This is a genomic window from Armatimonadota bacterium (assembly GCA_016869025.1).
Lineage (GTDB): Bacteria > Sysuimicrobiota > Sysuimicrobiia > Sysuimicrobiales > Humicultoraceae > VGFA01.
Map to the genome: position 1 here is coordinate 152695 of VGFA01000004.1, position 26526 is coordinate 179220.

At 68.4% G+C, this 26526-nt stretch carries 25 protein-coding genes and 1 tRNA gene; 14 read left to right on the top strand and 12 right to left on the bottom strand.

The genetic code is table 11. The annotated features are described in order from the left end of the window. Positions 1 to 5: 5 nt before the first annotated feature. The 3 genes from FJX73_04475 to FJX73_04485 are packed head-to-tail and all read left to right on the top strand — an operon-like array spanning position 6 to position 5203. Complete coding sequence (locus FJX73_04475; GenBank protein ID MBM3470033.1) at positions 6 to 1673, top strand: FAD-binding oxidoreductase; 1668 nt, start codon at positions 6 to 8, stop codon at positions 1671 to 1673. A gap of 4 nt (positions 1674 to 1677) precedes the next feature. Further along, positions 1678 to 3180 carry a glycerol-3-phosphate dehydrogenase/oxidase gene (locus FJX73_04480; protein ID MBM3470034.1) on the top strand — a complete coding sequence of 501 codons (1503 nt, stop codon included), beginning with the start codon at positions 1678 to 1680 and terminating at the stop codon, positions 3178 to 3180. Between the two features lie 13 nt (positions 3181 to 3193). Then, positions 3194 to 5203 carry an FAD-dependent oxidoreductase gene (locus tag FJX73_04485; GenBank protein ID MBM3470035.1) on the top strand — a complete coding sequence of 670 codons (2010 nt, stop codon included), beginning with the start codon at positions 3194 to 3196 and terminating at the stop codon, positions 5201 to 5203. Here FJX73_04485 and FJX73_04490 read toward each other — a convergent pair. After that, positions 5194 to 5571 carry a metallopeptidase family protein gene (locus tag FJX73_04490; GenBank protein MBM3470036.1) on the bottom strand — a complete coding sequence of 126 codons (378 nt, stop codon included), beginning with the start codon at positions 5569 to 5571 and terminating at the stop codon, positions 5194 to 5196. The two genes, FJX73_04485 and FJX73_04490, sit on opposite strands and share 10 nt — an antisense overlap. A gap of 107 nt (positions 5572 to 5678) precedes the next feature. Between FJX73_04490 and FJX73_04495 the strand changes: the two genes are divergently transcribed. The 3 genes from FJX73_04495 (at position 5679) to FJX73_04505 (ending at position 6667) form a co-directional block, all read left to right on the top strand. Beyond that, entirely contained in the window at positions 5679 to 5930 is a 252-nt protein-coding gene (locus tag FJX73_04495; protein MBM3470037.1) for a ribbon-helix-helix protein, CopG family, read from the top strand. Beyond that, complete coding sequence (locus tag FJX73_04500) at positions 5927 to 6346, top strand: type II toxin-antitoxin system VapC family toxin (protein MBM3470038.1); 420 nt, start codon at positions 5927 to 5929, stop codon at positions 6344 to 6346. The genes FJX73_04495 and FJX73_04500 overlap by 4 nt, the downstream gene beginning before the upstream one ends. A gap of 99 nt (positions 6347 to 6445) precedes the next feature. Continuing rightward, positions 6446 to 6667 (top strand): zinc ribbon domain-containing protein, encoded by a 222-nt coding sequence (locus tag FJX73_04505; GenBank protein ID MBM3470039.1) that lies wholly within the window; start codon positions 6446 to 6448, stop codon positions 6665 to 6667. A gap of 28 nt (positions 6668 to 6695) precedes the next feature. Here FJX73_04505 and glpK read toward each other — a convergent pair whose 3' ends face one another. Together glpK and FJX73_04515 are read right to left on the bottom strand one after the other, a co-directional pair. Next, positions 6696 to 8237, bottom strand: coding sequence for a glycerol kinase GlpK (gene glpK / locus FJX73_04510; protein ID MBM3470040.1), 1542 nt, complete (start codon positions 8235 to 8237; stop codon positions 6696 to 6698). After that, the gene (locus FJX73_04515; GenBank protein MBM3470041.1) at positions 8234 to 8842 is read right to left on the bottom strand and encodes a DinB family protein; all 609 of its coding nucleotides are present in this window, start codon (positions 8840 to 8842) and stop codon (positions 8234 to 8236) included. Before FJX73_04515 ends, glpK begins: the two co-directional genes overlap by 4 nt. A gap of 193 nt (positions 8843 to 9035) precedes the next feature. On the opposite strand from FJX73_04515, the gene FJX73_04520 reads away from it, so the two are divergent. Beyond that, the gene (locus tag FJX73_04520; GenBank protein MBM3470042.1) at positions 9036 to 9788 is read left to right on the top strand and encodes an MBL fold metallo-hydrolase; all 753 of its coding nucleotides are present in this window, start codon (positions 9036 to 9038) and stop codon (positions 9786 to 9788) included. Between the two features lie 33 nt (positions 9789 to 9821). Here the strand turns inward: FJX73_04520 and FJX73_04525 are convergent, their stop codons facing one another. Further along, complete coding sequence (locus tag FJX73_04525; protein ID MBM3470043.1) at positions 9822 to 10817, bottom strand: DUF362 domain-containing protein; 996 nt, start codon at positions 10815 to 10817, stop codon at positions 9822 to 9824. 212 nt (positions 10818 to 11029) lie between these two features. On the opposite strand from FJX73_04525, the gene FJX73_04530 reads away from it, so the two are divergent. Genes FJX73_04530 through FJX73_04550 form a run of 5 tightly spaced genes read left to right on the top strand, consistent with a single transcriptional unit; the run spans position 11030 to position 15418 of the window. Further along, the gene (locus tag FJX73_04530; protein ID MBM3470044.1) at positions 11030 to 11278 is read left to right on the top strand and encodes a 4Fe-4S dicluster domain-containing protein; all 249 of its coding nucleotides are present in this window, start codon (positions 11030 to 11032) and stop codon (positions 11276 to 11278) included. Next, positions 11250 to 12347: a 2-oxoacid:acceptor oxidoreductase subunit alpha gene (locus tag FJX73_04535; protein ID MBM3470045.1), complete on the top strand. Its 1098-nt coding sequence runs from the start codon at positions 11250 to 11252 to the stop codon at positions 12345 to 12347. Before FJX73_04530 ends, FJX73_04535 begins: the two co-directional genes overlap by 29 nt. Positions 12348 to 12358: 11 nt before the next feature. Further along, positions 12359 to 13180, top strand: a complete 822-nt coding sequence (locus FJX73_04540) for a 2-oxoacid:ferredoxin oxidoreductase subunit beta (protein ID MBM3470046.1) — start codon at positions 12359 to 12361, stop codon at positions 13178 to 13180. After that, positions 13170 to 13745, top strand: a complete 576-nt coding sequence (locus FJX73_04545; protein ID MBM3470047.1) for a 2-oxoacid:ferredoxin oxidoreductase subunit gamma — start codon at positions 13170 to 13172, stop codon at positions 13743 to 13745. Before FJX73_04540 ends, FJX73_04545 begins: the two co-directional genes overlap by 11 nt. Continuing rightward, complete coding sequence (locus tag FJX73_04550; protein ID MBM3470048.1) at positions 13742 to 15418, top strand: acetolactate synthase; 1677 nt, start codon at positions 13742 to 13744, stop codon at positions 15416 to 15418. Before FJX73_04545 ends, FJX73_04550 begins: the two co-directional genes overlap by 4 nt. A 57-nt stretch (positions 15419 to 15475) precedes the next feature. Here FJX73_04550 and FJX73_04555 read toward each other — a convergent pair whose 3' ends face one another. Next, positions 15476 to 16438: an RDD family protein gene (locus tag FJX73_04555; protein ID MBM3470049.1), complete on the bottom strand. Its 963-nt coding sequence runs from the start codon at positions 16436 to 16438 to the stop codon at positions 15476 to 15478. A gap of 240 nt (positions 16439 to 16678) precedes the next feature. On the opposite strand from FJX73_04555, the gene FJX73_04560 reads away from it, so the two are divergent. After that, positions 16679 to 18451, top strand: a complete 1773-nt coding sequence (locus FJX73_04560; GenBank protein MBM3470050.1) for a M28 family peptidase — start codon at positions 16679 to 16681, stop codon at positions 18449 to 18451. 29 nt (positions 18452 to 18480) lie between these two features. Here FJX73_04560 and FJX73_04565 read toward each other — a convergent pair whose 3' ends face one another. From FJX73_04565 to FJX73_04590, 6 genes are all read right to left on the bottom strand, one after another. Continuing rightward, positions 18481 to 21495 carry a hypothetical protein gene (locus tag FJX73_04565; GenBank protein ID MBM3470051.1) on the bottom strand — a complete coding sequence of 1005 codons (3015 nt, stop codon included), beginning with the start codon at positions 21493 to 21495 and terminating at the stop codon, positions 18481 to 18483. Continuing rightward, positions 21201 to 22394 (bottom strand): DNA repair exonuclease, encoded by a 1194-nt coding sequence (locus tag FJX73_04570; protein MBM3470052.1) that lies wholly within the window; start codon positions 22392 to 22394, stop codon positions 21201 to 21203. The genes FJX73_04565 and FJX73_04570 overlap by 295 nt, the downstream gene beginning before the upstream one ends. Positions 22395 to 22480: 86 nt before the next feature. Continuing rightward, the gene (locus FJX73_04575) at positions 22481 to 23212 is read right to left on the bottom strand and encodes a hypothetical protein (GenBank protein ID MBM3470053.1); all 732 of its coding nucleotides are present in this window, start codon (positions 23210 to 23212) and stop codon (positions 22481 to 22483) included. Then, positions 23209 to 23562 carry an aspartyl protease gene (locus tag FJX73_04580; GenBank protein ID MBM3470054.1) on the bottom strand — a complete coding sequence of 118 codons (354 nt, stop codon included), beginning with the start codon at positions 23560 to 23562 and terminating at the stop codon, positions 23209 to 23211. Before FJX73_04580 ends, FJX73_04575 begins: the two co-directional genes overlap by 4 nt. A 64-nt stretch (positions 23563 to 23626) precedes the next feature. Then, positions 23627 to 24379, bottom strand: coding sequence for a 4Fe-4S ferredoxin (locus tag FJX73_04585; GenBank protein ID MBM3470055.1), 753 nt, complete (start codon positions 24377 to 24379; stop codon positions 23627 to 23629). 165 nt (positions 24380 to 24544) lie between these two features. Further along, entirely contained in the window at positions 24545 to 25165 is a 621-nt protein-coding gene (locus FJX73_04590; GenBank protein MBM3470056.1) for a Crp/Fnr family transcriptional regulator, read from the bottom strand. 74 nt (positions 25166 to 25239) lie between these two features. On the opposite strand from FJX73_04590, the gene FJX73_04595 reads away from it, so the two are divergent. Continuing rightward, positions 25240 to 26211 (top strand): hypothetical protein, encoded by a 972-nt coding sequence (locus FJX73_04595; protein ID MBM3470057.1) that lies wholly within the window; start codon positions 25240 to 25242, stop codon positions 26209 to 26211. Between the two features lie 93 nt (positions 26212 to 26304). Here FJX73_04595 and FJX73_04600 read toward each other — a convergent pair. After that, positions 26305 to 26379, bottom strand: a tRNA-Gly gene (locus FJX73_04600). Positions 26380 to 26526: the final 147 nt, after the last annotated feature.

Genomic DNA, 26526 nt, shown 5'->3' on the forward strand with positions numbered 1-26526 from the left:
GCGGTATGTACACTGCCGCTCCTGAACCGATGAAGTGGTGGGGCTGGGGGGAGCCCTCCAAGACCTACCCGCTCGAGCACCGTCCCGGGTTCTGGCCGTTCCTCTTCTCGAAGATAGGCGCCCCCTCAGGAAGCCCGGCGGCCCGGGTCAACCTCGACCAGATCCGGATCCCGCCGCTCCGTATCCCGGCCCGGGCCCTGGAGGCGCTCACCGCGGCCGTGGGCGCCGAGCACCTCTCTCTCTCCGCAGACGTTCGAATCGCGCACTCCTGCGGCAGGGGCTATCAGGATCTGATCCGCCTGCGGCAGGGCGAGGTGCCGCGTCCGCCCGATGCGGTGGTGTTCCCTTCCTCCGAGGAAGTAGTCGTGCCCCTGCTCCGCATCTCTGGCAGCGAGGGGCTTGCAGTCATCCCGTTTGGAGGCGGGACCAGCGTCGTCGGAGGCGTTGAGGCACCGGACGGCGATCAACCGGTCCTGTGCGTTGACCTGCGGGGCATGAGCCGGCTCATCAGCGCGGATCCGGCTGGTCTCGTGGCCACGGCCGAGGCAGGCATCCTGGGCCCTGCGCTCGAGGCCTCGCTCAGCGCGCACGGACTGACGCTGGGCCACTTCCCCCAGTCGTTCGAGTTCTCCACGCTGGGGGGCTGGATCGCCACCCGCTCGGCCGGATACGCCTCGACCGGCTACGGCAAGATCGAGGCCATGGTCATCGCGCTCCGCGTGGTCACCCCGCGCGGGATCATCGCAACGCGCGTGGTTCCTGCCAGCGCCAGCGGACCGGACCTGAACGCGCTGTTCGCCGGATCCGAGGGCACGCTCGGGATCATCACTCAGGCCACGCTGCGCGTGCACCCGCTGACCGCAAAGAGGGATTACCGGGCCTGGCTCTTTCGCGGGTTCCCGGACGGTCTCTCCGCGGTGCGCGCCATGCTGCAGGAAGGACCAATCCCCACAACCGTCCGGCTGTCCGATGCGCCCGAGACCGAGGCCTACCTGACGATGAGGGAACGCAGACACGGATGGCCTTCGCAGGTTCAGGAGTGGGCAGGGATGCGCGTGATCCGGACACGCGGGTTTGCGGCCGGGCGCATGTGCGCCGCCATCATCGGGGTCGAAGGAAGCGCCCGCGTCGTGTCGCAGTCGTGGCACGGACTGGGCCGCCTGCTGGGGCGGCACGGCGCCTTTCCTCTGGGATCCGGGCCAGCCCGTGCCTGGTACCGGGAGCGCTTCGAGCTTCCCTACCTGCGGGATGAGTTGCTGGATGCCGGCATCATGGTGGACACGCTGGAGACCGCCGCCCCATGGGATCGCCTGCTTCCTCTACACGCGCGCGTCGCGGACGCTCTGCGCGATGCCCTGACATCGTTCGGCACCCCGCCCCTCGTGCTCTGTCATCTCTCGCACGCGTATCCCACAGGGGCCTCCCTCTACTTCACCTTCATGGCCCATCAGGCGCCGGGACGCGAGATGGAGCAGTGGCAGGCTGCCAAGCGCGCGGCGACCGACGCGATCATGGCAGGGGGCGGAACGCTCAGCCACCACCACGGCATCGGAACGGTGCACCAGGCCTGGATGCACGAGGAACACGGAAAGGACGGCCTGCAGATGGTCCGGGCCATCAAGACCGCGCTCGATCCCGACGGCATCATGAATCCGGGCAAGATGGTGCCCTGAGACCGTGGCGCGGGACGAGCCCTCGAGGGACGGGTTCTCGCCCGCCACGCGCCGCGAGAATCTCGACCGCGTGGCCCGCGGCACCTGGGACCTCCTCGTGATCGGCGGGGGCATCACCGGCGCCGGCAGCGCGCGCGACGCGGCGCTGCGGGGCCTGCGGGTGGCGCTCGTCGAGGCAGAGGACTTCGCCAGCGGCACCAGCGGCCGCACCGGACGAATGGTGCACGGTGGCCTGCGCTATCTGGCTGAGGGACATCTCCGGATGGTCGCCGAGTCGCTGTCAGAGCGCGCGGTGCTCAGGCGCACCGTTCCGCATCTCGTGGCGCCCCATCAGTTCATGCTCCCTGTATGCGGGTCGGCGCTGGCGATGGCGCGGATGGCCGCGGGGCTGGCCCTTTATCAGGGGCTGGCAATGGGCCGGGCCGTTGGCCCGGCCCGCCTGGTCTCCGCGCGCCGTGCCCGCGCCCTGGAGCCGATGGTCGCCCCAGACCGGCTCGCAGGCGGAGCGATCTACTGGGATTGCCTTGCGGACGACGCTCGTCTGGTGCTGGCGCTGGTCCTCGACGCGTACCGGCACGGCGCGGCCGCGATCAACCATGCGCCCGTCGTTGATCTGCTCAGGACCGGTGGCCGCGTCGCCGGGGCCGCGGTGCGGGACGCCCTCACCGGCCGCACCTTTGAGGTACGGGCTCGCGCCGTCATCAATGCCGCAGGGCCGTGGAGTGAGAGGATATCGGCGATGGCCGGCCGGTGTGCCCTGCGCCTGCGTCCGACCAGGGGCTCCCACATCGTGGTTCCGCGCCCGCGCCTGGAAACCCACCGTGCGATCATCTTCTCCTCGCCTCGCGACCGCCGGAACCTCTATCTCGTGCCGTGGGGAAAGCACACCGTCGTCGGTACGACCGAGACCGACTACGGCGACGATCCAGAAGCCGCCTGCGCGACCGCCGAGGATGTGGACTATCTTCTGGAGGCAGTCAGGGGCACGTTCCCGGAGGCAGGCCTGGGGCCCGGGGACGTCCTCAGCACCTTCGCAGGTGTGCGCCCGCTGCTGGATCGGCCCGGACTCGCGGCCTATCGCGTCCCGCGCGACTACCGGGTAGTCGAGGATCCCCCGGGCCTCATCTCCGTCGCAGGAGGCAAGCTCACGACCTTCAGGCGGATGGCGCAGGACGCGGCGGACCTCTCCGCCAGGTCCATCGGCGGCGCAGCGGCGCAACAGGGATGCCGGACTGCCAGGGTGCCGGTCGAGCCACTCGGCGAGATGGTCTCGCCGCTGGCAGAGAGCGTGGTACGCGCCACTAGGTACGAGATGGCTGTGACGCTGTGCGACTGCCTGATCCGCCGGCTCCGCCTCATCCACGAGTCGCCTGACCAGGGTGTGTCTGTGGCCCCGGAGGCATCGCGGCTGATGGCTCCAATGCTCGGCTGGACCGAGGCACAAAGGCAGGCACAGATCGAAGAATACGCGGCGGCCGTGGCGCAGACGCGCCGGTGGCAGGCCTGACAGGAGCAGATTGATGCTGACCGACGCAGAGCGCCGAACCCTGCGCGCGCTGTGTGATGCCGTGGTTCCGGCTCTCGCCCGGGCCGAAGACCCCCACGGATTCCTGGCGCGTCGCGGATCGGACCTCGACTTGCCGGCGCTGATCGAGGAGGGGCTGGCTGAAACCCCGGAACACCTGCGCGCACAGTTTCGGCGGCTCCTGCGGGTCATGGGAAGCCGGGCCGCGAACCTGGTGCTGGGCGCCGGACCGCGGGGCGTGGCAGAGATGTCCGCGTCCGCGGCGGAGGCCTATCTGCGATCGTGGGGCACCAGCCGCCTGCCGCTTCGGCGCGCGGCCTTCCAGGCCCTCAAGCAGGTCATCACCTTTCTGTTCTACGCCTCCCATCCTGCAGGAGAACCCAACCCCAACTGGCCTGCCATCGGGTTTCCCGGCCATCCTCCCGTGGCGCCGGGCACGGTGCCGGGCACGGCGCTAGGCGCGGCGTCGGGCGTGATCCCGCGCATCACGCCGCTGGAAGTGGCCTCAGACGCCGGCCTGGAGGCCGATGTCTGCGTCATCGGGTCGGGCGCCGGCGGAAGCGTGGCCGCGGCCGAGCTGAGCCGGGCAGGCCGGCAGGTGCTGATCGTAGAGCGCGGCGGGTACTACGACCAGGGCGACTACAACGGTGACGAGTACGAGATGCTACGACGGCTCTCGCTGGGCAAGGGGCTGTTCGGCACCGCTGACAACGCCTTCGGGCTGCTCGCGGCCACGTGCCTGGGCGGCAGCACAGTGGTCAACTGGTGCACGAGCCTGCGGCCTGCCGGTGATGTGCTCGAGGAGTGGGGGTGCGAGCACGGGATTGACGGCGCCTCCGGTCCTGAGTTCCTTGAGGCGATGGGCGCCGTCGAGGCCCGGCTGAACGTAAACACCCTGGAGAGCGGGCACAACCCCAACAACCAGGTCCTCGCGGACGGCGCCCGGGCATTGGGATACCGCCTCGAGACGATTCCGCGGAACGTGCGGGGGTGCGATGACTGCGGGCCGTGCGTGTACGGCTGCGCGCGCGGTGCCAAGCAGGATGCTCTCGTCACGTACCTCAGGGACGCCTGCGGGCACGGCGCCCGGGTGCTGGTCCGCTGCCGCGCGGAGCGCGTACTCGCCCGCTCCGGTGAGGTGACCGGGGTGGAGGCCGTCGTGACCGATCCCGCATCCGGGCAACAGCACCGCGTCGCTATCCGCTGCAGGACCGTGGTGGTGGCCGGCGGCGCCATATTCTCGCCGGCGCTGCTGCTGCGCTCCGGGCTCGGCAACACGATGGTGGGCCGCGGGCTGCGGCTCCATCCGGTGACCGCCTGCCTGGGCCTCTATCCTCATCCGATAAGGATCTGGGCAGGAGCCGCCCAGACCGCCACCTGCACCGAGTTCACAAGGGTGCGCGGGATGCACGGGTTCTGGATCGAGGCATCCCCGGGCCATCCCGGGCTGTCTGCGATGGCCTTGCCCTGGGTCAGCGGCGAAGACCACAAGCGCCAGATGGCCCGCCTTGAGCACACCGCCGCGCTGATCGTGCTCGTGCGCGACAGCGGAAGCGGAAGGGTTGGCCTCACGCCTGACGGACATCCCTTGGTACGCTACGCGCTGAACGCGCAGGACCGGGCGCTCATGCTGCAAGGGTTAGAAGAGATGGGCAAGATCCACTTTGCCGCAGGAGCGCAGGAGGTCGCAAGCCTGCACACCCGGGGCGTGCGCGTGCGCCGGGAAGAGCCTGGCGCCGCGGTCCTGTTCGCGGACGGGGTTCGGCGCGAGGGGATCCGTCCGAACGCGCTCGCTCTGTTCAGCGCGCACCTGATGGGCGGCCTGCCGATGGGATCGGATTCGCGCCTCGCGGCCGTGGATCCGTCAGGAGGGCTCTACGGCGTGCGCAACCTGTTCGTGGCCGACGCGAGTCTCTTCCCTTCCGCGCCCGGCGTGAACCCGATGATTGCCATAATGGCGATGGCCTACCGCGTAGCGCGGCGGATCGCATCCGATCAGCCGTAGCCCAGTTCGGCCAGCCGCTCCTCGTCGAACCCGAAGTAGTGCGCGATCTCGTGTACGACCGTGCGCCGGATCTCCTCGCGGATCTCGTCCTCGGTATCGCACGCTTCCTCGAGCGGCCCCTGGAAGATGGTGATGACGTCGGGCAGGGTGTAGGGCAGCATGGGGCTCCGATCGGGAAGCGGCGTGCCGTGGTAGAGACCGAACAGAACATCGTCCCGATCCATCCCGGCATCGGCAAGATGCTCCTCGGTCGGCCATTCGTCCACCGTGACCTCGATGTTGTCCAGGGCGCCGCGCAGATCCGGAGGGATGCCGCGCAGGGCGTCGGCCACGATTTGCTCGAATCGTTTGCGGCTGATACGGATCATTTCAGTTCCCAGGATACCACTGCGCTTGACAATCCTCCTGGGAGCCGGGTACAATCATACGGTACTTGTGTACGTCACCGTATTGTTCGCCGTACACTGGGTTGGTCATGGTAACCCGCACAGGACGTTTGGAAGTCCGACTCCCTGATGCCACACGCCGGCTGCTGAGCGAGGAGGCACGCCGCCGCGGCATCCCGGTATCCGAACTGGTGCGACAGGGTATTGAACTGGTCATCCGCGAGGACCGCGCCGCCCGCCTCAAGGCCGCCGTGACACTGTTCGCCGTCGGGGCACCGGTCGCCGATTGGGAAACCATGGAGGACGAGATCGAGCGTGCGCACGGGGCGGACAACCGGTGAGCCCCGTATTCCTGGATACCAACGTGCCCATGTATGCCGCCGGCACCGACCACTCGCTCCGCGGCCCGTGTCAGCGGGTGGTGCGGGCGGCCGCCGAAGGCACGCTGGACGCCGTCACCGATGTCGAGGTGTTCCAGGAGATCCTTTACCGGTACTGGGCAATCGGGCAGCGGCAGGCAGGCCTGGCGGTCTTCGACAGCTTCCACCGCATCATGCTCGGCAAGATCCTCCCGGTCGAGCAGGCCGACATCGAGCAGGCCAGAGCCCTGCTCGCGCAGCACGCCGCGCTAAGCCCGCGGGACGCCATCCATCTGGCCGTAATGGTCACGCGTGGAATCCGCGAGATCATCAGCGCCGATCTGGATTTCGACGCGGTCCCCGGCGTGCAGCGCATCGACCCCACGACGTTCGGATGATACCTGACCCGGCCGGGCATATTGCGGCCGGCGCCGGGGTTATAGGACAATGTGCGTTGATCTCCTCAAGCGAGAGGGTTCCCGGAGGTTTGCTCTGCAATGCCGATCTATGAGTACGTGTGCAACAACTGTGGCAAGAGGTTTGAGCGGCTCGTCTGGAGCAGCACGGCCGCGGACGAGATCGTGTGCCCGTCCTGCGGCGAAAGCAACTCGCGCAAGGTGATGTCCACTTTCGGCGTCGGCCGCTCGGCCGGCGGTGGCGGCGCGATCGGCTCGTCCTGCCCGGCGGCGGCGCCGGGGTGCAGCACCGGCGGCGGCTGAAGGCTGCAGTAGGGCGGCCGGGCGCCGCCTACGGTTCGATCCACCCCCTGGTGCGCTCCACGGCGCGCTTCCACCCGCGCAGCGCCGACTCGCGGCGGTCCTCGTCCCAGGCCGGCTCGAAGGTGCGCTCTGCCTTCCACAGGGCGCGCAGTTCTTCTGTGGACCTGAACGCTCTCGACGCCAGGCCCGCGGCGTAGGCCGCGCCTAGCGCCGTCGTCTCACGCACCGCGGGCCGCACTACCGGCACGCCCAGGATGTCCGCCTGGAGCTGCATGAGCAGGTCGTTGCCGGTCGCACCGCCGTCCACCTTCAGCACGCTCACCGCGTGATTGCTGTCGGCAACCATCGCGTCGAGCACCTCGCGACTCTGGAAGCAAATCGCCTCCAGTGTCGCGCGAACCAGGTGCGCCTTCGTCACGAACCGCGTCAACCCCACAACCGCGCCGCGCGCGCTCATGTCCCAGTGCGGCGCGAACAGGCCGGAGAACGCCGGAACGAAATAGATCCCGCCGGCGTCCCGCACCTGCGCCGCTATCGTCTCGGTCTCGGCCGCGCTTGAGATCAGGCCCAGGTTGTCGCGCAGCCACTGGACCGCGGCGCCGGTGATCGCCACCGACCCCTCCAGCGCGTAGGCCCGTCCATCGCCGGAATTCTGCGCCAGGCCGCCCACGCGGGCCGCGCCCAGATCGTACGCGGCCGTGCCGAGCAGCCCGCGCGTGCTGCGCACCGCGACCGCGCCCGCGTGCTGTAGCAGGAACGAGCCGGTCCCGTATGTGTTCTTGGCCTCACCAGGCGCGAAGCACGCCTGACCCACAAGCGCGGCCTGCTGATCGCCCAGGTCTCCGCACACCGGAATCGCTTCGCCGAGCGGTCCATCGGCAAGCGTGCTGCCGTAGGGCTCGGCAGCGGCAGAGGGCCGGATCGCGGCCAGCGCGCCGGAGGGGACCATGAAGCGCTCCAGGAGGACCGGGTCCCACCTCAAGTCGTCGAGGCCGCACAGCAACGTGCGCGAGGCGTTGGTGGGATCGGTCACGTGCGCGCCGCCCGAAGGTCCGCCCGTCAGGTTCCAGATCACCCAGGTGTCAATCGTGCCGAGGCGGAGATGCCCTGCCGCGGCCAGATCCCGCGCCTCGGGCACGTTCGCCAGCAGCCATCGGATCTTCGTCGCCGAGAAGTACGTGCTGATGGGCAGCCCGGTGCGGGCGCGCACGTCGTCTTCCCACCCGGATGCAATCAGCGCCCGGCAGTCGGGCTCTGTTCGCGTGTCCTGCCAGACGATCGCGTTGTGGACAGGACGGCCGGTGCGAGCGTCCCATGCAACCACGGTCTCGCGCTGGTTGGTGACGCCCACCGCCAGGATGCGCCCGCGCGGCGCAGCGGCGATCGCCTCGCGCGCGACCTCCTGCGTGCGCGCCCATATCTCCAGCGCGTCGTGCTCGACCCATCCGGGCTGCGGGTAGATCTGCCGGTGCTCGCGATAGGCTGAGGCGGCCGCGCGCCCGCTCAGGTCAAAGAGGATGCAGCGTGTTCCGGTCGTGCCCTGGTCAACCGCGGCAAGGTATTCGTTCATCTCTCGCTCCTGTGCACGAGTTTCCTGACCCACCTGGCATGCCCCAGGTGGAAGTGGCTGTGCCCGACGACGGCCCAGTAGAGGAGCCACGCCCTGGACTTCCCCTTCCACAGATCAACCAGCCTGGTCGCGTTCGGCCTGAAAGCACCCAGGGACGCCGCCTGGTCCACCCTAAGGGGATCCACCACGCCGTCCAGCGCCTCGGGCGTGAGGCCCCCCACGACTTCCCGCGTCCGCCAGCCTACGCCGGTACGGTACTGACGGAGACCTGGCAGGTCCACCGCGTCGCTGAACTCACCGACCTCGTCGGAAGTCATCCCGGTGCCGACGTCCCGCTCCGTCACGTTGAGGCGCGGGTAGAAGCCGCCTTCGAACAGCACCTGCGGGCGACCTGCCAGGACGACGTTGACGGTCACGTCCTCGATCCGGGTAATGTGCCAGAGCAGCCAGGCGATCGAGTTGAATCCGTGCGGCCTGACCCGAAGCTGCTCATCGCTCAACCCTCGCACCGCGAACACCTCGAGGGACATCCCGCCCTCGCCGTCCGCCACCTCGGGCAGGTGCACGAGCGCGTGCTCCCGCAGAAAGAACTGTAGCGCGTCCATGGTTCCCTCCTTGAGGCGCCTACCGATTTCGCCTCCCTGATTCCTACGTGACTCATACCTGCTGGCCGGGGAATTCTCCTGTGTCGGGCGCGGTTGAGTAAGGAGAGGACATGGAGCCGCCGGGGGCAAACATAAGAAGACACCCAGGCGATGTCATGAGACGCAGGGTCATCGGACCTGGAGGTGGGGGATTGTGAAGATCGTCCGTTGGGCGCTGCTCCTGGCACTGGTCACCGTGCTGATGGCATCTCCGGCCGCCGATACGCAGGAGGCCCCGGTTGCGATCCGGTACTTCGGGCAGTCGTTCTTTCTGGTCACGTCCGGCGCGCTCCGCATCGCGATTGATCCCTTCGGTGACATCGGGTACCCCTTTCCCTCGGGTGAAGGCGACGTTGTGCTGGTCACGCACGAGCACAGGGATCACAACAACGTGGGCCTGATAGGCGGCGCGCCCAGGATCCTGCGAGGGCTCACCGATGGCGGGCGGGAATGGGCGAAGATCTACGAGCGCATCGCAGGGACGCTTTTCTACACGGTGCCCTCGTTCCACGACGACCAGTTCGGGACGGCGCGCGGCCTGAACGCCATCTTCGTCATGGAAACGGGCGGGCTCCGAATCGCGCATCTCGGGGATCATGGGCAGCCGTTCCTGAGCGAAGGCGTATTGCGCGCCATCGGACGGGTGGACATCCTGATGATTCCGGTCGGGGGAGCGCCCTTCACGATCGGCGCGCGCGAGGCCACGCACATCGTGGGCCAGATCCATCCCCGCCTGGCTATTCCTATGCACTACAGGACCGCGGTCAGGCCCGAATGGCCAGGGACGGATGAACGGCCGTTCCTGGAAGGGAAGCCGAACGTTCGGCGGCTGGGTAGTAACTTGCTGATCGTCGCGCGCGACCAGCTCCCGGCCACGACGCAGATCGTGGTGATGAACTGGCGCTAGCCGCGGGGTGGTTTGCCGCGGCGACGGCGTGCTCTAGCCGCGGGCCAGCTCCGTCCTGATCGAGGCAATCACGGCGCGGCCCTCGTCGCTGTCGGTGACGAACTCGATCGCGCCCGGCGAGGACACGCCCAGCCCCAGCTCGACCGCGCGCCTGATCTGCTCCTGATCGAAGATGCGCCCGTCAGCCACCGGGCTGCCCACACCGTGCATCCGCAGCAGCGCGACGCCCGCGGAGTCGAGCGCCACGCGATCTGTGCCGGCAAGCACCACCCCGGGCCGCGCCAGCCGTCCGGCCTCGGGGCCAGCGTCCACGAACGCTAGGATTCCATCCAGCACAACCATGGCCGGCCGGTAGAGCAGGTTCAGCTCGGCGATGAGCGATCGCTGTCGCGGAGAACCGTGCAGTTCGCGCATGTATTCATAGCCGTCCGGGCCGGTTCGCGCCACCATGCCGACCGTGTTCTTCAGCGCCATGGTGAACTGGCCGCCGAAGCGATGGGTCTTCAGGCAGCAGGTCGAGATGATGAGGTCTGCCTGCTCGAACAACGCGGGGTATAGAACACCCCGTTGCCACTGCCCCCGGGGGAGGGAGCGCGCCAGCCACTCGGAAGGCGGGAGGGTCTCCAGGGGCACGACCCGCACCCCGAGCTCGCGGCCCACTACGTCCAGCCCTTTCTCGCGTATCACCCGGGGCGTGTCGCCCATGCCGCTGCGGTCGGCAACGGTGATCTCGCGAGCACCGCCGGTCTTGCAGATCTCGATGAGCGTGCGCAGGGTCTCCTCGTGTGTCGAAGCAGGGAAGGCGTGGCTGCTGTTGAGGTTGGGCTTGATGACGACCGACCGGCCTGCCATCTGGACAGGGGGCAGGAGGCGGAGCGCTCGCAACACGCCGTCGCGATGGCTGTCGGTCTTGACCAGCGCCACGCGGGCCGACTCTGAAGCCCAGAGGCGCGCGGGCCACTCCCGCAGTGCGAGCGCGCCTCCCACGGTCGCGGCGGTCTTCAGGAACTTTCGCCGGCTCTGGCGCACGGCAGAACACCTCCCTACCGCTGCGGTTCACGCCTGAATTCGGGAGGCGGCCCTCCACCTTCCTGCTTCCCACTATCCTGGCCGCCCTGCTCCCCTGGCTTCCTGGGATCCTATGAGGAATCCGTTCGTCCACCGATGCCGCAGGATTGCCCCGGTCCGTACATTGAATGGTACCAGCAGCCAGCCGAACGAACCGGACTGGAGAAAGCCGCATGGCGCACAAGAGGGCCGGCGCGATCACAATCAACGAGGCCTGGTGCAAGCGGTGTGATATCTGCATCGCCTTCTGCCCGCGGGACGTCCTGGCGGCCGGCGACGGCGGGATTCCCCGGGTTGTGGATCTTCAGGCCTGCACACTCTGCATGCTCTGCGTGTTGCGGTGCCCTGATTTCGCCGTCGAGGTCACTGAGGACAAGGAGGTCGCATCAGGCGATGTCGCAGCCGCGACTCATGCAGGGTAACGAAGCCTGCGTGGAGGGGGCGCTGGAGGCCGGACTGCAGTTCTTCGCCGGATACCCGATCACACCGTCCACCGAGATCGCCGAGATGCTGGCCGACCGGCTGCCCCGCTCCGGTGGTTTCTTCATACAGATGGAGGACGAGATAGCCAGCATGGCCGCCGTGATCGGCGCGTCGCTGGCCGGGATGCGGGCAATGACGGCCACCTCGGGACCCGGCTTCTCACTCAAGCAGGAGAACCTGGGCTACGCGGCCATCACAGAGACGCCCTGCGTGGTGGTGAACGTCCAGCGGGTGGGCCCCTCCACCGGGATGCCGACATCACCGGCACAAGGTGATGTGATGCAATCACGGTGGGGCACTCACGGCGATCATCCCGTGGTTGTGCTCTCACCCTCATCCGTCCTGGAGACGTACATGCTCACCGTGAAGGCCTTCGCGATCGCCGACGAGCTGCGCGTGCCCGTGATCCTGCTGACCGACGAGATCACCGGCCACATGCGCGAGCGGGTGGTGCTGCCCGATCCTGGAACCCTCCCGCGTGCCCAGCGCCCGAGGGCGGGCCAGGCGCCTCCGGACATCCCGCCCATGGAACACTTCGGGGAAGGTCGCAGGGTGATGGTTACCGGGCTGTACCGTGATTCCACCGGCTTCTGGACCGAAAGCCCAGAGGAGGCCGACCGGCTTGTCAGGCGGCTGGCCGGCAAGGTGGAGAGCCGGGCGGAGCAGTTGACCATGGTTGAACGCTGGCATCTGGACGACGCGCAGGTCGTTGTGGTGGCGTACGGATGCGTGGCCCGTTCGGCCCAACGGGCCGTGCACCTGGCCCGCGAGCGAGGCCGCCGCGTAGGCATGCTGCGCCTCTCATGCCTGTGGCCGTTCCCCGGTCACGAGATCGAGGCGGTCGCCAAGCGAGCGGACTGCATCCTGGTCCCCGAGATGAACCTCGGCCAGATTGTTGGCGAGGTGGAGCGGGCCGCCTGCGGCCGGTGCAGGGTCATCGGGTATCACCGCGTGGATTCGGAACTCATCCGGCCCGAGGAACTGCTTCCTGTGCTGGAGGGGGTGTAGAGTTGGAGGAAATGCGCTTCCTGCGCCGCGAGTACCTGCCGCACATCTGGTGCGTCGGCTGCGGCCACGGAATCGTCCTGGGCGCGGTCACCAGGGCAATGGAACGGGCCGGCGTGGACCAGGACCGCACGGTCGTGGTCTCCGGTATCGGCTGCTCGTCCCGCGCGGTGGGTTACATGAACATGGATGCCCTGCACACGACCCACGGCCGTGCCCTGGCCTTCGCCACCGGCGTCAAGCTGGCCCGTCCCGACCTCCGAGTGGTGGTGCTGGCCGGAGACGGCGATCTCGCCGCCATCGGCGGCAACCACCTGATCCATGCTGCCCGGCGCAACATCGGGATCACAACCGTGTGCTTCAACAACGGAATCTACGGGATGACGAGCGGCCAGTACTCACCGCTGACACCGGCGGGTTATCGCACGACCACTTCGCCCTTCGGCCACCTCGAGCGCGATTTCGACCTGTGCCGCCTCGTACAGGCCGCCGGGGCCACGTACGTCGCCCGGAGCACGGCCTACCACGTGCACCAGACGATCACCTACGTGACGCGCGCCCTGAGCCACGACGGGTTCTCCTTCGTGGAGGTGTTCTCGCCGTGCCCGACCTACTTCGGGCGGAACAACCGGATGGGTGAGCCCGTCAAGATGATGCAGTGGTTGCACGATGGCACCGTGCAGGCAGGGCAGGCCGCCAGGATGACCCCGGAAGAACTGCGAGGCCGTGTGGTCATCGGCGAGTTCCACCGGACCCAAGAGGTGCCAGAGTATGCCCGATCGTACCGAGACATGATCGCCCGCCTCGCCGAGGGCGGTGATCAACGTGCGCAGTAGCCGCTGGGAGGCCACCCTGGCAGGGTCCGGAGGCCAGGGCCTCATCACGGCCGGGATCATCCTGGCCGAGGCCGCGGTGCTGGCCGGGCTCAACGCCGTGCAGACTCAGTCGTACGGGCCGGAGTCCCGCGGCGGCGCCACCCGCGCCGAGGTAGTGATTGCCGACGGCGAGATAGACTACCCCAAGGTCACCAACCCGGACGCACTGCTGGTGCTGACCTCCGAGGCACACCGGCGGTACGGCCGCAGGCTCAAGGAGGGAGGCCTGCTGGTGGCTGACCTGGATCTGGTGGGTGAGGTCCCCTCCGGGCCCTATCGTCTCGTGCGTGTGCCCATCACCCGCATCGCCAGGGAAGAACTGGGGCGCGAGATCGTCGCCAACATCGTGGCCCTGGGCGTGCTGGCGGCGCTGACACATGTGGTCCCCACAGAGGCGCTGGAACGGGCCGTGCTTGAGCGGGTCCCCGCTGGAACCGAGGAGTTGAACCGCCTGGCGCTGGGGCGCGGTATGGAGGCAGGCCGGCAGGCAGAGGCTTCGGGAACCGGTCCGGCGGAGCGAGGATGACCAGCGTAGGCAGCGGCGCTACCGAACCACAGAGTGGCAGGGCCAGCGTCCACGGCGGCAGGCACGTTGCGTCCGCGCTGCGCCGGGCAGGGGTCGAGGTCCTGTTCACCCTGTGCGGCGGCCACATCATGCACATCTACGACGGCTGCCTGGACGAGGGTATCCGCGTTGTTGACGTGCGCCACGAGCAGGCCGCGGTCTTCGCGGCCGACGCCTGGGCGCGACTGACCGGCAGGCCCGGCGCTGCCGCGGTGACGGCGGGACCCGGCGTGTGCAACTCGGTCACCGCCATCGCCAACGCGTGGCGCGCCCAGAGCCCGGTCGTCGTGATCGGCGGCCAGGGGCCGATCGCCACACAGGGTCAGGGCAGCCTCCAGGAGATGGACCACATCTCGGTCCTTCGGCCCATCACCAAGTGGGCGGTCCAGGTTCCCGAGACAAGCCGGCTCGGCGAGATCGTCGCGCTCGCCTGCCGGCGTGCGATCGCCGGCGTGCCCGGGCCGGTGTACGTGGAGGCCCCGCTCGACGTGCTGATGGGATCCAGCAGGCTGCGACCCGGCGAGCCGCTGCCGCCGCGGGCTGCGACCCCGGGCGACCCCGGCGCCGTGGAGACCGCCGCGCGGCTGCTCCGGGAGGCGGGTAGGCCCGCGCTGCTGGTCGGCAGCCAGGTCCGCTGGTCGCCGGATCACGCAGCGGTGCGACGGTTTGCGGAGGCAGCGCAGGTGCCTGTCTACGCAAGCGGAATGGCCCGCGGCGTGCTTCCTCTGGAGCATCCGCTCGCGTACGCGCACTCCCGCAGGCAGGCGCTGAAGCAGGCCGATGTGGTGCTGGTCGCCGGAACCCCGCTGGACTTCCGGCTGAACTACGGCGAGGCGATCAGCGGCTCCGCCGCGCTCATCCAGGTGGACCTCGACTCCTCGGAGTTGGGCCGCAACCGCGAGCCGGCAGTCGGGATCGTCGGTGATGCGGGCGTGGTGCTGGACCAGATCGCGCAGTGCGGCGCCGCGCCGTTGGAGCGCGACGCGCGCGCCCGCTGGCTGGAGGGCCTACGCGCCATCGAGTGCGAAGCGTGTAGTGCCATGGAAGCCGGCATGGGGTCGGACGCCACACCGGTGGACCCGCTGCGGCTGTGCGCTGAGGTGAATCGCTGGCTGCGAGATGACGCCACGGTAGTTGGCGACGGCGGGGACTTCATCTCGACGGCATCCTACATCGTACGGCCGCGGCGCTATCCGGCCGGCTGGATGGACCCGGGCCCGCTCGGAACGTTGGGGATCGGTCCTGGGTTCGCCCTGGCCGCGCGCCTCGCCCGGCCCGACGGGCAGGTCGTGCTGCTGCTCGGGGACGGCGCCGCCGGGTTGGACTTGCTGGAGTTCGAGGCAGCGGTGCGCCAGGGCATCCCGTTCGTCGCGGTCGTGGGCAACGACGCCGCCTGGACCCAGATCCGCCGCCTGCAGATACAGGTGTTCGGCCAGGAGCGCGCGGTGGCGAGCGCGCTCGGCCGCGCCCGCTACGACCGGGTGGTCGCAGAGATGGGCGGGTGGGGGGAGCGCGCGACGCGGCCCGACGAGCTGCGGCCGGCGCTGGATAGGGCGTTTGAATCCGGACTTCCCTCGCTGGTGAACGTGGAGATGGGCGCCAGCGGGTTCAGGGCCGGGTCAATAGGGGTCTAGCCCTGCCGAGTGCTCAGAAAGGGCGCGCGTGCTCGAAGCGGGCGTGGAGCCGCGCGATCACGGCCCCTCGATCCGGAAGCGCGCCGTGTGTGCGAGCTGCCCGGCCAGATACAGCTCCACGCGGTAAGTCCCTGCCGCCCAGCCGTTGTCCGGCCGCGACAGCGAGAAGTTGCCCCGGTTCAGCGGTCCACCCGCCTTCACCTCGTACTCTCCGACCGTGTCGTTGGCAGGCAGTCCCTCGACCTGCTCTGCGATCCAGAGCGCCCTTACCAACGTGTCCTCCGGCACGTCCGCCAGCGTGAAGACCACATAGACCTTGGACGTGTCGGCCGAGAAGACGGTCTTCTCGGTCTTGCTCTGCTGGTCGTCTGTCATGATGACCGTCGCGAACCGCGGCTGTCCTGGCTGCTTCTGGGCGGCGGTCGGTAGCCCGCCTGGCCGCAGGTACAAACCACCTGCGATGCCGCCTGCCGCCAGGGCGAGCGCAACGACCAGCGCGGCCACCGGTAAGGCCCGGCCGCGCTCGCGCGTGACGACGACGGTGCGTGCTGCCAGATCGCCCAGGCGTTGCCTGCGCCCGGTCACCAGGATGGTGATCGCGCCGACCAGATAGACGCCGATCCCATCAATGACCCGCATGAGGTTGCGGACCAGCGCCGCCCGCAGGCCGATCCGTCCCCCCGCAAGGGTCTGCACCCGGATCCCGGCGACGGCCTTCCCAAAGGTCACACCGAGCGATCCTTCCGCCAGCACGAAGTAGGCCAGCATGACCGCGCTCACAATCGCGATCACCACGGCCGCCGGCCGCCCTGAGAGGTCGAACCCGGTCTGCATCGCACCCCCGAAGCGGGGCGCCACGGTCATGCCCACGAAGAAGAACAGGCCGAACGCGACCAGTCCGTCCACCAGCTGCGCGAGCAGGCGGTCGCCGAGTGAGGCAGGCGATGGCTCAGATGCCGGCCCGGGCGATTCGCTCGAGGTCAGATCTGGCCTGGCAGGCAGTTCGATCGGCTCCGTCATCGCGATCGTCCCTCCTCCTCAAAGGCAAGACCGGTCTGAGCGAGGTCTCTGCGCCGCCATCGGCGAGCCGGGCAGGAGACCTGCGTGGAGGATTCACCCTCTTCGGCATCCCGTGGGTTCGACGTCCCAAAGATGCCCTCCTCTCATACCAATCATGCCAACACGATTGACGCGCCGTGAGAACATGGGAACGTGCGGATCTTGCCCGAACGAGATCCCCTAGAAGGAGGCGCGCAACGCATGAGCGCGGTGAGCACCTGGCGCAACGAGACCGACGAGCAGTTGCTGGTCGGCGAGGTAACGCTGGACGTGCCCTGGTCGCTCGTCGAAACGTTCGCTGGCCTCGTCCGTGAGTCCGGCACCCGGCAGGAAGAACGGGCCTTTGCCTACCTGAGCAGGCGCCTCAAGAAGCACGGCGTGCCCCACACGGTCCACACGCCGACGCTGCTGATCAGCGTGCCGCGGCGCGCGCGCCTGGAAGTCATGGCGCCCGAGCGCCGTCTGTTGACCGCGAAGACGCCTTCGATGTCGCTGTCCACCGGCGGCCGGTGGAAGCGCGGGCAGATCGCCTATGTCTCCACGCGGTACATGGGCGATATCCGCGGGCTGTTCGAAGGCGTTGGAAGGGAGATGCCCGAGATCGCGGGCAAGATCGTCCTGACCGAGGGCTTCGCCTCGCCGGGCAAGGTGGCCGACTTCACCAAGGCGGGCGCGATTGGCGCCATCTTCATCAGCCCTGGCGAGCGTATCCACGAGGGTATCTGCACCACGATCTGGGGATCACCCGACCTGGACTCCTGGGAACGCAAGCCGACCATTCCTGTCGTCTCGATCAGCAAGAGCGACGGCGCCTGGCTGCGCGGCCTGGCGTGCCAGGGCGGGGTCAAGGCGCGCCTCTCGACGAAGCTGGACGAGGGTTGGGTCGAGTGTCCGGTGTGCGTGGCCGAGATCCCGGGCCGGGAGGCACCCGAGGAGTTCGTGCTCGTGCACGGCCACGTGGACGGCTGGCATCAGGGCATAGGCGACAACGCCACGGGCGATGCCACGATGCTGGAACTCGCCAGAGTCCTCTGGAAGCACCGTGACCGGCTGGCGCGCACCGTGCGCATCGCATGGTGGTCAGGCCACTCGCAGGGCCGCTATGCCGGCTCGGTCTGGTACGCGGACGCCTTCGGGCTGGACCTCGACGCGCACTGCATCGCGCACATCAACTGCGATTCGACCGGCTGCCGTTGGGCCACGGTGTACGAGGACGTGTTCTGGATGAGCGAGGCCGAGGGTATCGGAAAGGCGGTCATAAAGGACGTGACAGGACTCGAGGCCGCCGGCGGCAGGCCGCTGCGCGCAGGGGATTGCTCGTTCTCGAACATCGGGGTCTCGACCTTCTACATGCTGTCATCCACGATGCCCAGGCCGTTGTTGCAGGAGAAGGACTACTACGCCGTGGGCGGCTGCGGCGGCAACATCGCCTGGCATACAGAGGACGACACCCTGGAGATCGCCGACCGCGACAACCTGCTGCGGGACACGAAGGTGTACCTGGTGGCCGCGTACCGGGCGGCCAATGCCGCGCTGCACCCGCTCGACTTCCGCGCCACGGCCGATGATCTGGCGGGCACGCTGCGGTCCTACCAGGAAGCCGCAGGAGAGGCGTTCGACCTGAGCCTGCCCCTCGCAGAGGCAGAGGCGCTGCGCGCAGATCTTGACCGCTGGTATGCGGAGCGGGAAGCCCTCGCCGGCCGTCCGGCATCCGACCCCGCGGTGCGCTCGGCAAATGCCACTCTGCGGAAACTCGCACGCATCCTAGTGCGCATCAACCACACCCGCGCAGGCCGCTTCCGGCATGACCCGGCTGTGGACGTACCGCCGCTGCCCGACCTGGCGCCCGCGAAGACACTGAAGGACCTGGCTCCGGGCAGCGACCGATACCACGTGACCCTCAATCATCTGGTGCGCGGCCGCAACCGCGTGACCGCGGCGCTCCGCGACGCACGCGCGCTGGTCGCGCCTTGACGGGCGCCGCCAGAGAAGCGCGCTGACCGTTAGGAGTTGGACGTTGCCTCGCGGCGGATCGCGTCTAGATCGAGGAACCGCGCGCCGTCCAACCCCCGGTACCGTTCAGGGTGGCAGGTCAGAACGAGTATCTGCAGCCGCCGGGCGGCCTCCTCGAGAATGGGCAGTACGCGCGCCAGGCGTCCGGCATCGGTCGCCGTGAGCACGTCGTCGAGCACGACGAGCTGACGCCCATCCCTGGCCAGCACGTCCGCCAGCGCCAGCCGGGTGACCAGATGGATCTGCTCCTTCTCACCGCCCGAGAGGGACCCCATGGCCACGTGCGAGTCCGCGGTCGCGGGTCGCACACCCTCGGGCTCTAGCGCCTGCCCGATCTGCACGCGACCCAGCCCGCCGCCGGCGATGCGCTGAAGATAGCGGGTAGCGGCGGCCTCAACCGGACCGGCTATGGCGGTCAGGGCCTCAGACCGGCACTGCAGGACGGTGTCACGGAGTAGGCGTACTGCACTTGCGCGGAGCTCCTCGCGTGCGACCTCGTCTTCCAGGTGCGCGACCTCTTCCTCGGCACCGGCCAGGGCCGAGTACGGCCCGGCTGCGCAGAGGTGCTGGAGGCGGCCTTCCTCGTTCTTCTCCTCTTCAAGGGCCCGGGTCGCATCGTCCTTAATGGCCTCAAGTTGGCGCTCGAGCTTGTCTGCGGCCAGAGTGGGATCCCCGCCCAGGGCGCTCAACTTGGCCTCAACATCGGCCAGACCCGCCCTGGCCGCCTCCCAGGCCATCGCTTCCTGCCGCATCTCGGCCTGGCGCTGCTCGTCCGTCTTCCCGTCTGAGGTGAGCTCGTCCAGCCGCGATTGTAGCTTCTCGACCTGGCGGCTTCCCCCGGCAGCCTCAGCTTCGAGCGCGGCCAGCCGCTCGCGCGCAGCGGACAGGGCCGTCTGCGCCGCCTGCCATTCGACCTCGGCGTTCTCGATGGCGGCATTTGTCTCGATCCCGACCGCGTCGGCGGCATCCCGCAGGGCCACGGCGTCCGGCAGTGTTCTTCTCCACTGCGGGTTGCGTTCCAGGATCTCCTCCAGGACAGCCTGCTCCCTGCGAAGGCCGGCCTCGATCTCCTCGAACGAACGACCCACTAGCAGGGTCTCGAGATGCGCCTTCGCCTCGGTGACCCTGGCGTCGAGGTCCCGCGCCTGCTCGCGGAGCGACTCCAGCGCGTCGAGATCCGAGGTGCCCAACCCGCGTGTCAGCTCCTCGATCCTGCGCTCGGCTGCGGCATATTCCAGGGCAATCTCGTCGGCTGAGGATACCGGGCCCCGCGCGCGCAGGCGCGCCACGCCCGGCATGTCGACGACGACCTCGGGGGTGCCCCTCACGGTCAGCGGCCTGCCCGGCGCAAGCGGCCTGGTCCCGGGTTCCTCGCCGGCGATCACCTCGGCGCTGCCGGGTCCCTCGGGCACGATCTCGAGCGTTATCCGCGCAGCCTCGATCCGAACGCGGGCTTCATCGCGCTTCGCCGCGGCGCGTCGGACGGCGCGCATCGTCTTGTCGTCCGGGGCCAGGACCGCCGCGCGTTCTTTCCGCCTCTCGTCGAGCGCGCCCGCGGCTTCGGCAATCCGGACCAGGAGCGCGGATTCCCCCTGTGCCTTCGCGTTGCCGTCGAGGAAGCGCCTGGCGTCCTCGGCAGTGCGCCGTGTCTTCTCCGCTTCGGCGCGCGCCCGGCGCGCGTCCTCAAGGATGCCCTGGGCCCTTGCCGCGGCCGTCTCCCGCTCTCCTACCTCGCGGGCCACCGGCGGCGTCCTCTCGAGCATCCGCGCGAGCGCCTCGCGAACATTCCCCAGTTCGCTCCGGACGGCCCTTATCTGATCCATCTGTTGGCGCAGTCTGGCGTGCGCGGCCTCCGCGGCCTTGACCTGTTCCTCCCTTGTGCGCTTCTCGGACTGCAGGACCCTGAAGGAATCCGCCTGCTTGCGGGCCTCGGCCAGGGTCTTCGCCAACTCCTCTACCTCACGCTTGGCCTGCACGCGCTTCGCTCTGAGATCCTCGACGCGCCGGCTGGCCTGATCGAAGGCCTCGTACTGAGTCTGCGCGTCTGCGCGCGTAGTACGGGCCTGCGCCAGACCTTCGCGCAGGCGCGCGAGGCGTGGCGCGTCCTTCCCGCGCTTCAACTGGCCGGTGGGCGTGTAGATCGCCAGGTACGCCTCCTCGATAGCGCGCTCCAACGGACCGCTGCCCGGCCCGGAGATCTGCGCACCCAGGGATTCCCGAATGCCGGCGACCACGTCATCGGAGAGCCCGGAGAGCGTTAGCTCGCCCTGCGGCACCCAGAGCACCTGCGCAAGACCGCGGTTCTCTGGACGCGCCAGGCCGCGGCCGGGCGGGTTGCGCGTCAGTAGCTCGCGCGCGCGATCGTCAGCAGCGTCGCCCTCGGCCAGACGCACGAACCGTCCCCCCTCGCGGCGCGCCAGCTCCGAGGCAGGTCGGTCCAGGAACCGCTTGGTGAGACGATAGTCGGTGCCGTCGTGCGCGAACTCCACGGTGACCGAAGGGGCGAGGTCGCGCCCCCACGGGCGCAGCGCCTCAACCTCTCTGCCCGTCACACGATGCCCGTCCAAGAGCCCGCGCAGCAGCGCCTCGAACAGCGTGGACTTCCCGGTGGCATTCGGCGCGTAGATCACGTTGAGGCCGTCGTCGAACGGGCCCACCTCGACCGGATCGGCGAAGCACCGCCACCCCTGCACGCGGATCGCGCGCAGAATCACCGCCGCACCTCGCCGGCGCTGGAAGCGGCGGCCAGCAGATAGAGATCGCGTAGCGCCTGCGAGGCGACCTCGCTTGATGCCTCCTCCGGACGCGACCCTTTGTACGCGGGGTCGGCCAGCATCCGCAGCCGCGCAGCCGCCTCCTGCACCGGCCCGGGCGGCAGGCCGGACATCCAGTCGGCATCGTCGGGAAACGGGCGCAGGCGCGAGGCATCCACCCGGGCGTGCAGGAACCGCGATGCGACGATCTCCTCGACGCGCGCCAGCTCTTCTTCTTCCGTGGGGGCGCAGAGGCCGTCGAGCCGCACATCCAGCAGCGTCGTCTCGGCGTCGCCGTGCGCCTCAATCTGTGCGCGCAGGCGCGCGAGATCCCCGGGCTCGCGCAGTTCGGCTTCGATCACGCGCCAGGTTAGCCTTCCGGTGCGCACCGGGGTGACAACCGGCGCACTGCCAGGGCCCGCGATCTCGACGATCAGCGCGTTCCCGCTGTCGCGCTCGCCGAAGCCGGTCGTCTCGTGGGTACCTGAGTAGGCCATGCGGGTCGCGCCGTCCGCGGAGGCGAAGAGCGCCGTGGAGTGCCAGTGCCCGAGCGCCAGGTAGTCGAGCCCGGCGCGCGCCGCGGCGTCACGCGGGATCGGGTGATCGGCCTCATCTCCACCGACCCCCTCCACCGTTCCGTGCGCAAGGCCGATGCGTATGCCGCGCGCATCCGGACCGCTGTCGTCTCGGGGCGGAATCCACGCCGTAGGATCCCTGCCGGAGTGCTTCGCCCGAATCGGGCACGGGAACAGGACCCCGCCCGGGACCTGTACGGGCTTCTCCTCTGTGAGCAATCGCGGCGCCGCGGGTCGCGCACCGCCGCCGCCTTCCTGCTCGTCTCTACCCCGCGCCCAAACCGGATGGTTCCAGATCGATCCGGGTGTCAGCGGGTCGTGATTGCCCGGGATGATGTAGACCGGGCCCTCGAAGCCCGCCAGGATGTCGGCCGCCTTCTGTACGAGAAGACGATCGACGCCGTTGTCCTCGAAGACGTCCCCGGCGAGCAGGATGAACTCGGCGCCGAAGGCGCGGGCTCCCTCGACCACGCGACGCGCTGCTGCCAGGCGCTCCTCGCGCACGCGTGAAGCGGCTGCGCCGGCATGCGCGGCCCGCATACCAAGCTGCCAGTCGGCCGTGTGCAGGAACTTCACCGGGCCCTATTTCGCTGGCGGGGCCGCCTCTGCCTGCATGCAGCACGTATTGCTGGTCGGGAGACCACGCGGACTTCAGGCGGATTTCAGTGGGAATACCAGGCGACCATGATGTTGTCTCTTTGTGTCGGCTCGAAGTCCTTCAGGCGCCAGATTAGACGAGTGCCTTCTATCTTCGCTCCCGAAGGCCTGATCAGGAACTCCCTGTGATGATCCTTCCGGGGCTTCGTACCCAGTCCGATCACCTGCCGGGGGGAGATTGAACCGAGGTCCACGACTAGCGTTGCCTCGCCGATGCGCCCCTTCCAGTTCGCTCCCGTGCTCAGGATGTAGGTGAACCACGCTACGCCTTCGACGTTCCCGCTTAGCGCAACCTCGTAGTCATTCTGTACCTGCTTGGTCTCGCCCGCGTCGAACGTCACGTCCTTCATCCACCAGATGAAGAAACCCCCGCGGTCACCGTCAGAAGTGAGCACGACTCGGCTTACCCCGACAGGCCGGCCGTTCACCGTCGAGGTGAACCGCCGGATCAGCCCGCGCTCGGGGATGTCGCCGCCGGTGTCCTCGGGGAACCCGATCCTGATGCGCTGCCTGGGTCCTTCGTTGCGCAGCACGAACCGGCACGCAACGCGGGCGTAGCCGCCCATCTTGTCGCGTACTATCCGCGCGTGAACGGCCTCGGAAACCATGCGGATGTCCTTGCTCGGTCTGGGGCCGGGGTAGGCGCTTCCGCTCGCGCCGAAGCTTGTGTCGTTTGCCCACGCTGCGGGGGCAATCGCCAAGAGCACGGCAATGCTCACCAACAGGATGCGTCTCATGTCAGCACCAACCTCATCGGCTGCAGTTGTCGCGTGAATGGATTCAAGACAAGTCCCAGGATCTCCAGCGTAACCGTGCCAAGCAGAGCCTCGTCCCCGGGCTCACCCAGGATCACGGGCGTGTGGCCCTGCCCATGCGGAAGCGAGATGTGGCACTCGGACACCTGGCGCTGCATCGTACTGCCGTCGGCCAAGGAGAATGTCATGGTCCGCGTTGGCGACAGGCCTATCGATTGCCAGACAGTGTGGGGAAGCAGCGTGTAGGTCGCCCCGCTGTCGACCAGGAACAGCACTGTCTCACGCTGGCCGCCGGGGCCGGTCACGACTCCTTCGACGTGCGTCATGCCCACCGAGCCCACCTCTATTCATATAATCGCCCGGTGGGTGCGCTTTGTGAAGTCCTGGCGCTCCAGGTCACCTCGCCGCGACTGCCCCGTCGATCCCCACCACAACTACCTCTGGCACGACGTCCGTGCCCGACTGCCTGACGGCCTCCTCGACCATCCTCAGCAGCCCGGAGCAACAGGGCACAACCATGATGGCCACGGTCAGCGACCGAACATCGTTCAGTCGCAGGATCTCGGCCATCTTCTCCACGTAGCCCCGCGTGTCGTCGAGCTTGGGACAGGCGATGACCAGCTTCTTCCCCCGCAGCAGATCCCGGTGAAAGCTCCCGAGCGCGAACGCGGTGCAGTCCGCGGCCACCAGCAGGTCGGCGTCCCGCAGGTAGGGCGCGAGCGGCGAGACCAGGTGGAGCTGTACCGGCCACTGCGTCAGCTCAGATCGTTGGGGTACGGTCCGCTCTTCGGCCGCAGGATCCCTTTCGATTGTGATGGCCCGGCTCCCCGGGCAACCCATGTGGGGTCGCGGTGGCGCGCCATGCACATGGCTGGCCGCCTCATCGCCGCGCGTTCTGCGAACGTGGGCGTGGGTCGCTTTGGCGTCGTAGGCCTCGACCTCGCGCTCCACGATGCGCAGCGCGCCCGGTGCGCAGACGTCCAGGCACGCGCCCATCCCGTCGCAGTAGATTTCGCGCACGAGGACCGCCTTGCCCTCCGCGTCGAGCTCGAGGGCGCCTTCTGCGCACGCGGTGGTGCACAGGCCGCAGCCGTCGCACAGATCCCTGTCTATCTCGATGATCTTCCTCTTGACCAATGTCGCCGGCATTGCGAAGACCCCCTTCATGGAATCCCGGTCTCGGACCCGGCGTACGCCAAGCAACGCCATGTGTGCCGGGCAACCCGATTTCAGCACACTGGTCTGGGGGCGTCCTTGACCTGGGTCAAGAGGTGGTTCCGGAGGCCGTCCGGGCAGTCGTCCGGACGGTGCGGCTCACTCCCCGGCTTCGGCCCGCAGCCGGGCGCAGTCCTTTATGCGGATGCGCGGCCCTCGCACCTCAATCAGGCCGTCCGTCCGGAGCTGCCTGAAGGTCCGGGAAAGGGTCTCGCTCGCGGTGCCGAGCAGCCGGGCCAGCTCTCCCTTCTTGACCGCGAGGGTGACAACGCAGACCTGCCCCCCGGCGCAGTTGGCGCACAGGTACCGCGCCAGACGCTGGCGCACGGTGCGCAGCCCGAGGCTCTCCAGGCGGCCGCCCAGAAGCAGGCACTTGCGCGCCAGCAGCTCGATGAAGAAGCGCGCGGCTTCAGGGTGGGTATCGATTGCGCGAAGCACGTTCGCGGCGCTGTAGGAAAGCGCGTGCGTCTGGGCCACGGCCTGGGCGTTGAACGGATAGCGGCCGCCGGCGAACGCCACCGCCTCGCCGAGGAAGTCGCCAGGGCCGAACCTCGCCACCTCGAGCTCCCTGCCCTGCTCGTCCACCTTGTAGACGCGCACGCCGCCGGAGGTTACATAGAAGAACTCCGCAGCCGGCGATCCTGCCTGGAACAGCAGGGCCCCCGCCGGGTAGCCGCGGGGAACGCCCAAGGACTCGATACCAGGACCGGGTCTGCTCATGGCCGCATCGTGGTCATTCGCCGGTGGGCCGCGTGCTTACCTTCCCGAAGCAGAGGGGGTAGAATGACTATCTGATGACGCGTAGCGGCTACTCGCGCCCGATTGTCCGGGACATCCTCTTGGTATCGCTGGCATGCCTCGTCGCCATCCCCCTGTACGGACGCATCGAACCTGATTCGGCGCGTTTCGCGAAATGGGACTTACATCTGTACCGGAGAATGGCTGACGCTGCGCCGGGACTCGCGCTTGACGTACGGCCCCCCTTTGTCTACCGGATCCTGGGTCCGTACGTGTCCGGAATCCTCCCCATGGAGAGGGATTCCGCATTTCTGCTGGTGACGCTCAGCGCGGCCCTGCTCGTCCCCTTGATGTTGTACCTGCTGCTCTGCAGGGCCGGGGTCAGATCCAGGAACGCGGCCCTTGCTGCTGTTCTTCTGGTCTTCAACAAATGGCTGTTCGGGTTCGCCGTCTGGGACTACTTCCAGACAGGTGACCTGCTCTCGCTGCTCTCGATAATGCTCCTGCTCTGGGCTGCCTACACGAGCAGGTGGCCGGCATTCGGCCTGATCCTCGCCCTCGGTGTCTTGACGCGGGAGACTGTCATCCTTGCCCCTCTCGTTGTCCTGGTGTACCTGCTCGAATCCGGACGCTGGCAGACCGAGCGCAGGGCGTTCCTGATATCGCTCGTCCCAGCCACCCTGATAGTGCTGACACTTGTTCTGGCGGCCAACGCGCACGGCGCGTCGCCGCTCTACTATGCAGGCGCGGCCTGGACATACTGGCACAGTGTGCTGGATCCTCAAGCATGGGTCAGATTACTGGTATCGGCGTTCGCCCCTGTCTCGCTGCTGCCCCTGCTGCGCCCTGGCAGGACCTGGGAGATACTGAACAAGTCGAGACACCTCCTCCTGCTCTACGCGCTGGCGGTGGGACTCGTGGCCTTCGTGGGAATGCAGCGATGGAAGTGGGGCATCGTGCCGGTGGTGTTGGGAGCGGGCGCGGTCGGCCTCCTCTACCGGGTCATCCTCGGAGGGCCTCAGCCATAACCTGCCCAGGATCGTCGCGAGTTGCACGTCCCCCTTCGGGATTGGCAACGCTTCTCTGCGCGGGTTCTGTCGGATTGCCCCTTTTGTCGGTTCTGGAGCGGGCGATGGGATTTGAACCCACGACCCTCGGCTTGGGAAGCCGATGCTCTACCGCTGAGCTACACCCGCTCGCTGGGTAGTATTATACCACGGACCCGGCTCACCCCCCTGCAAGGCGCCGTCCGCATCTTCCGCAGTAGCGGTCCCGGGGGCGTGGGCGTGCACCGCAGTGTACGCAGTAAACGTCCGCACGTCCGGCTGGTCCCCCGCGCCGCA

Coding starts and splice junctions, on each gene's coding strand:
- glpK (MBM3470040.1), bottom strand. CDS start 8,237: ATGAACGAATACCTTGCCGCGGTTGACCAGGGCACGACCGGAACACGC.
- FJX73_04595 (MBM3470057.1), top strand. CDS start 25,240: ATGACGCGTAGCGGCTACTCGCGCCCGATTGTCCGGGACATCCTCTTG.
- FJX73_04535 (MBM3470045.1), top strand. CDS start 11,250: ATGTCGCAGCCGCGACTCATGCAGGGTAACGAAGCCTGCGTGGAGGGG.
- FJX73_04590 (MBM3470056.1), bottom strand. CDS start 25,165: ATGAGCAGACCCGGTCCTGGTATCGAGTCCTTGGGCGTTCCCCGCGGC.
- FJX73_04490 (MBM3470036.1), bottom strand. CDS start 5,571: ATGATCCGTATCAGCCGCAAACGATTCGAGCAAATCGTGGCCGACGCC.
- FJX73_04495 (MBM3470037.1), top strand. CDS start 5,679: ATGGTAACCCGCACAGGACGTTTGGAAGTCCGACTCCCTGATGCCACA.
- FJX73_04560 (MBM3470050.1), top strand. CDS start 16,679: ATGAGCGCGGTGAGCACCTGGCGCAACGAGACCGACGAGCAGTTGCTG.
- FJX73_04505 (MBM3470039.1), top strand. CDS start 6,446: ATGCCGATCTATGAGTACGTGTGCAACAACTGTGGCAAGAGGTTTGAG.
- FJX73_04585 (MBM3470055.1), bottom strand. CDS start 24,379: ATGCCGGCGACATTGGTCAAGAGGAAGATCATCGAGATAGACAGGGAT.
- FJX73_04555 (MBM3470049.1), bottom strand. CDS start 16,438: ATGACGGAGCCGATCGAACTGCCTGCCAGGCCAGATCTGACCTCGAGC.
- FJX73_04575 (MBM3470053.1), bottom strand. CDS start 23,212: ATGAGACGCATCCTGTTGGTGAGCATTGCCGTGCTCTTGGCGATTGCC.
- FJX73_04515 (MBM3470041.1), bottom strand. CDS start 8,842: ATGGACGCGCTACAGTTCTTTCTGCGGGAGCACGCGCTCGTGCACCTG.
- FJX73_04540 (MBM3470046.1), top strand. CDS start 12,359: ATGCGCTTCCTGCGCCGCGAGTACCTGCCGCACATCTGGTGCGTCGGC.
- FJX73_04485 (MBM3470035.1), top strand. CDS start 3,194: ATGCTGACCGACGCAGAGCGCCGAACCCTGCGCGCGCTGTGTGATGCC.
- FJX73_04475 (MBM3470033.1), top strand. CDS start 6: ATGTACACTGCCGCTCCTGAACCGATGAAGTGGTGGGGCTGGGGGGAG.
- FJX73_04530 (MBM3470044.1), top strand. CDS start 11,030: ATGGCGCACAAGAGGGCCGGCGCGATCACAATCAACGAGGCCTGGTGC.
- FJX73_04550 (MBM3470048.1), top strand. CDS start 13,742: ATGACCAGCGTAGGCAGCGGCGCTACCGAACCACAGAGTGGCAGGGCC.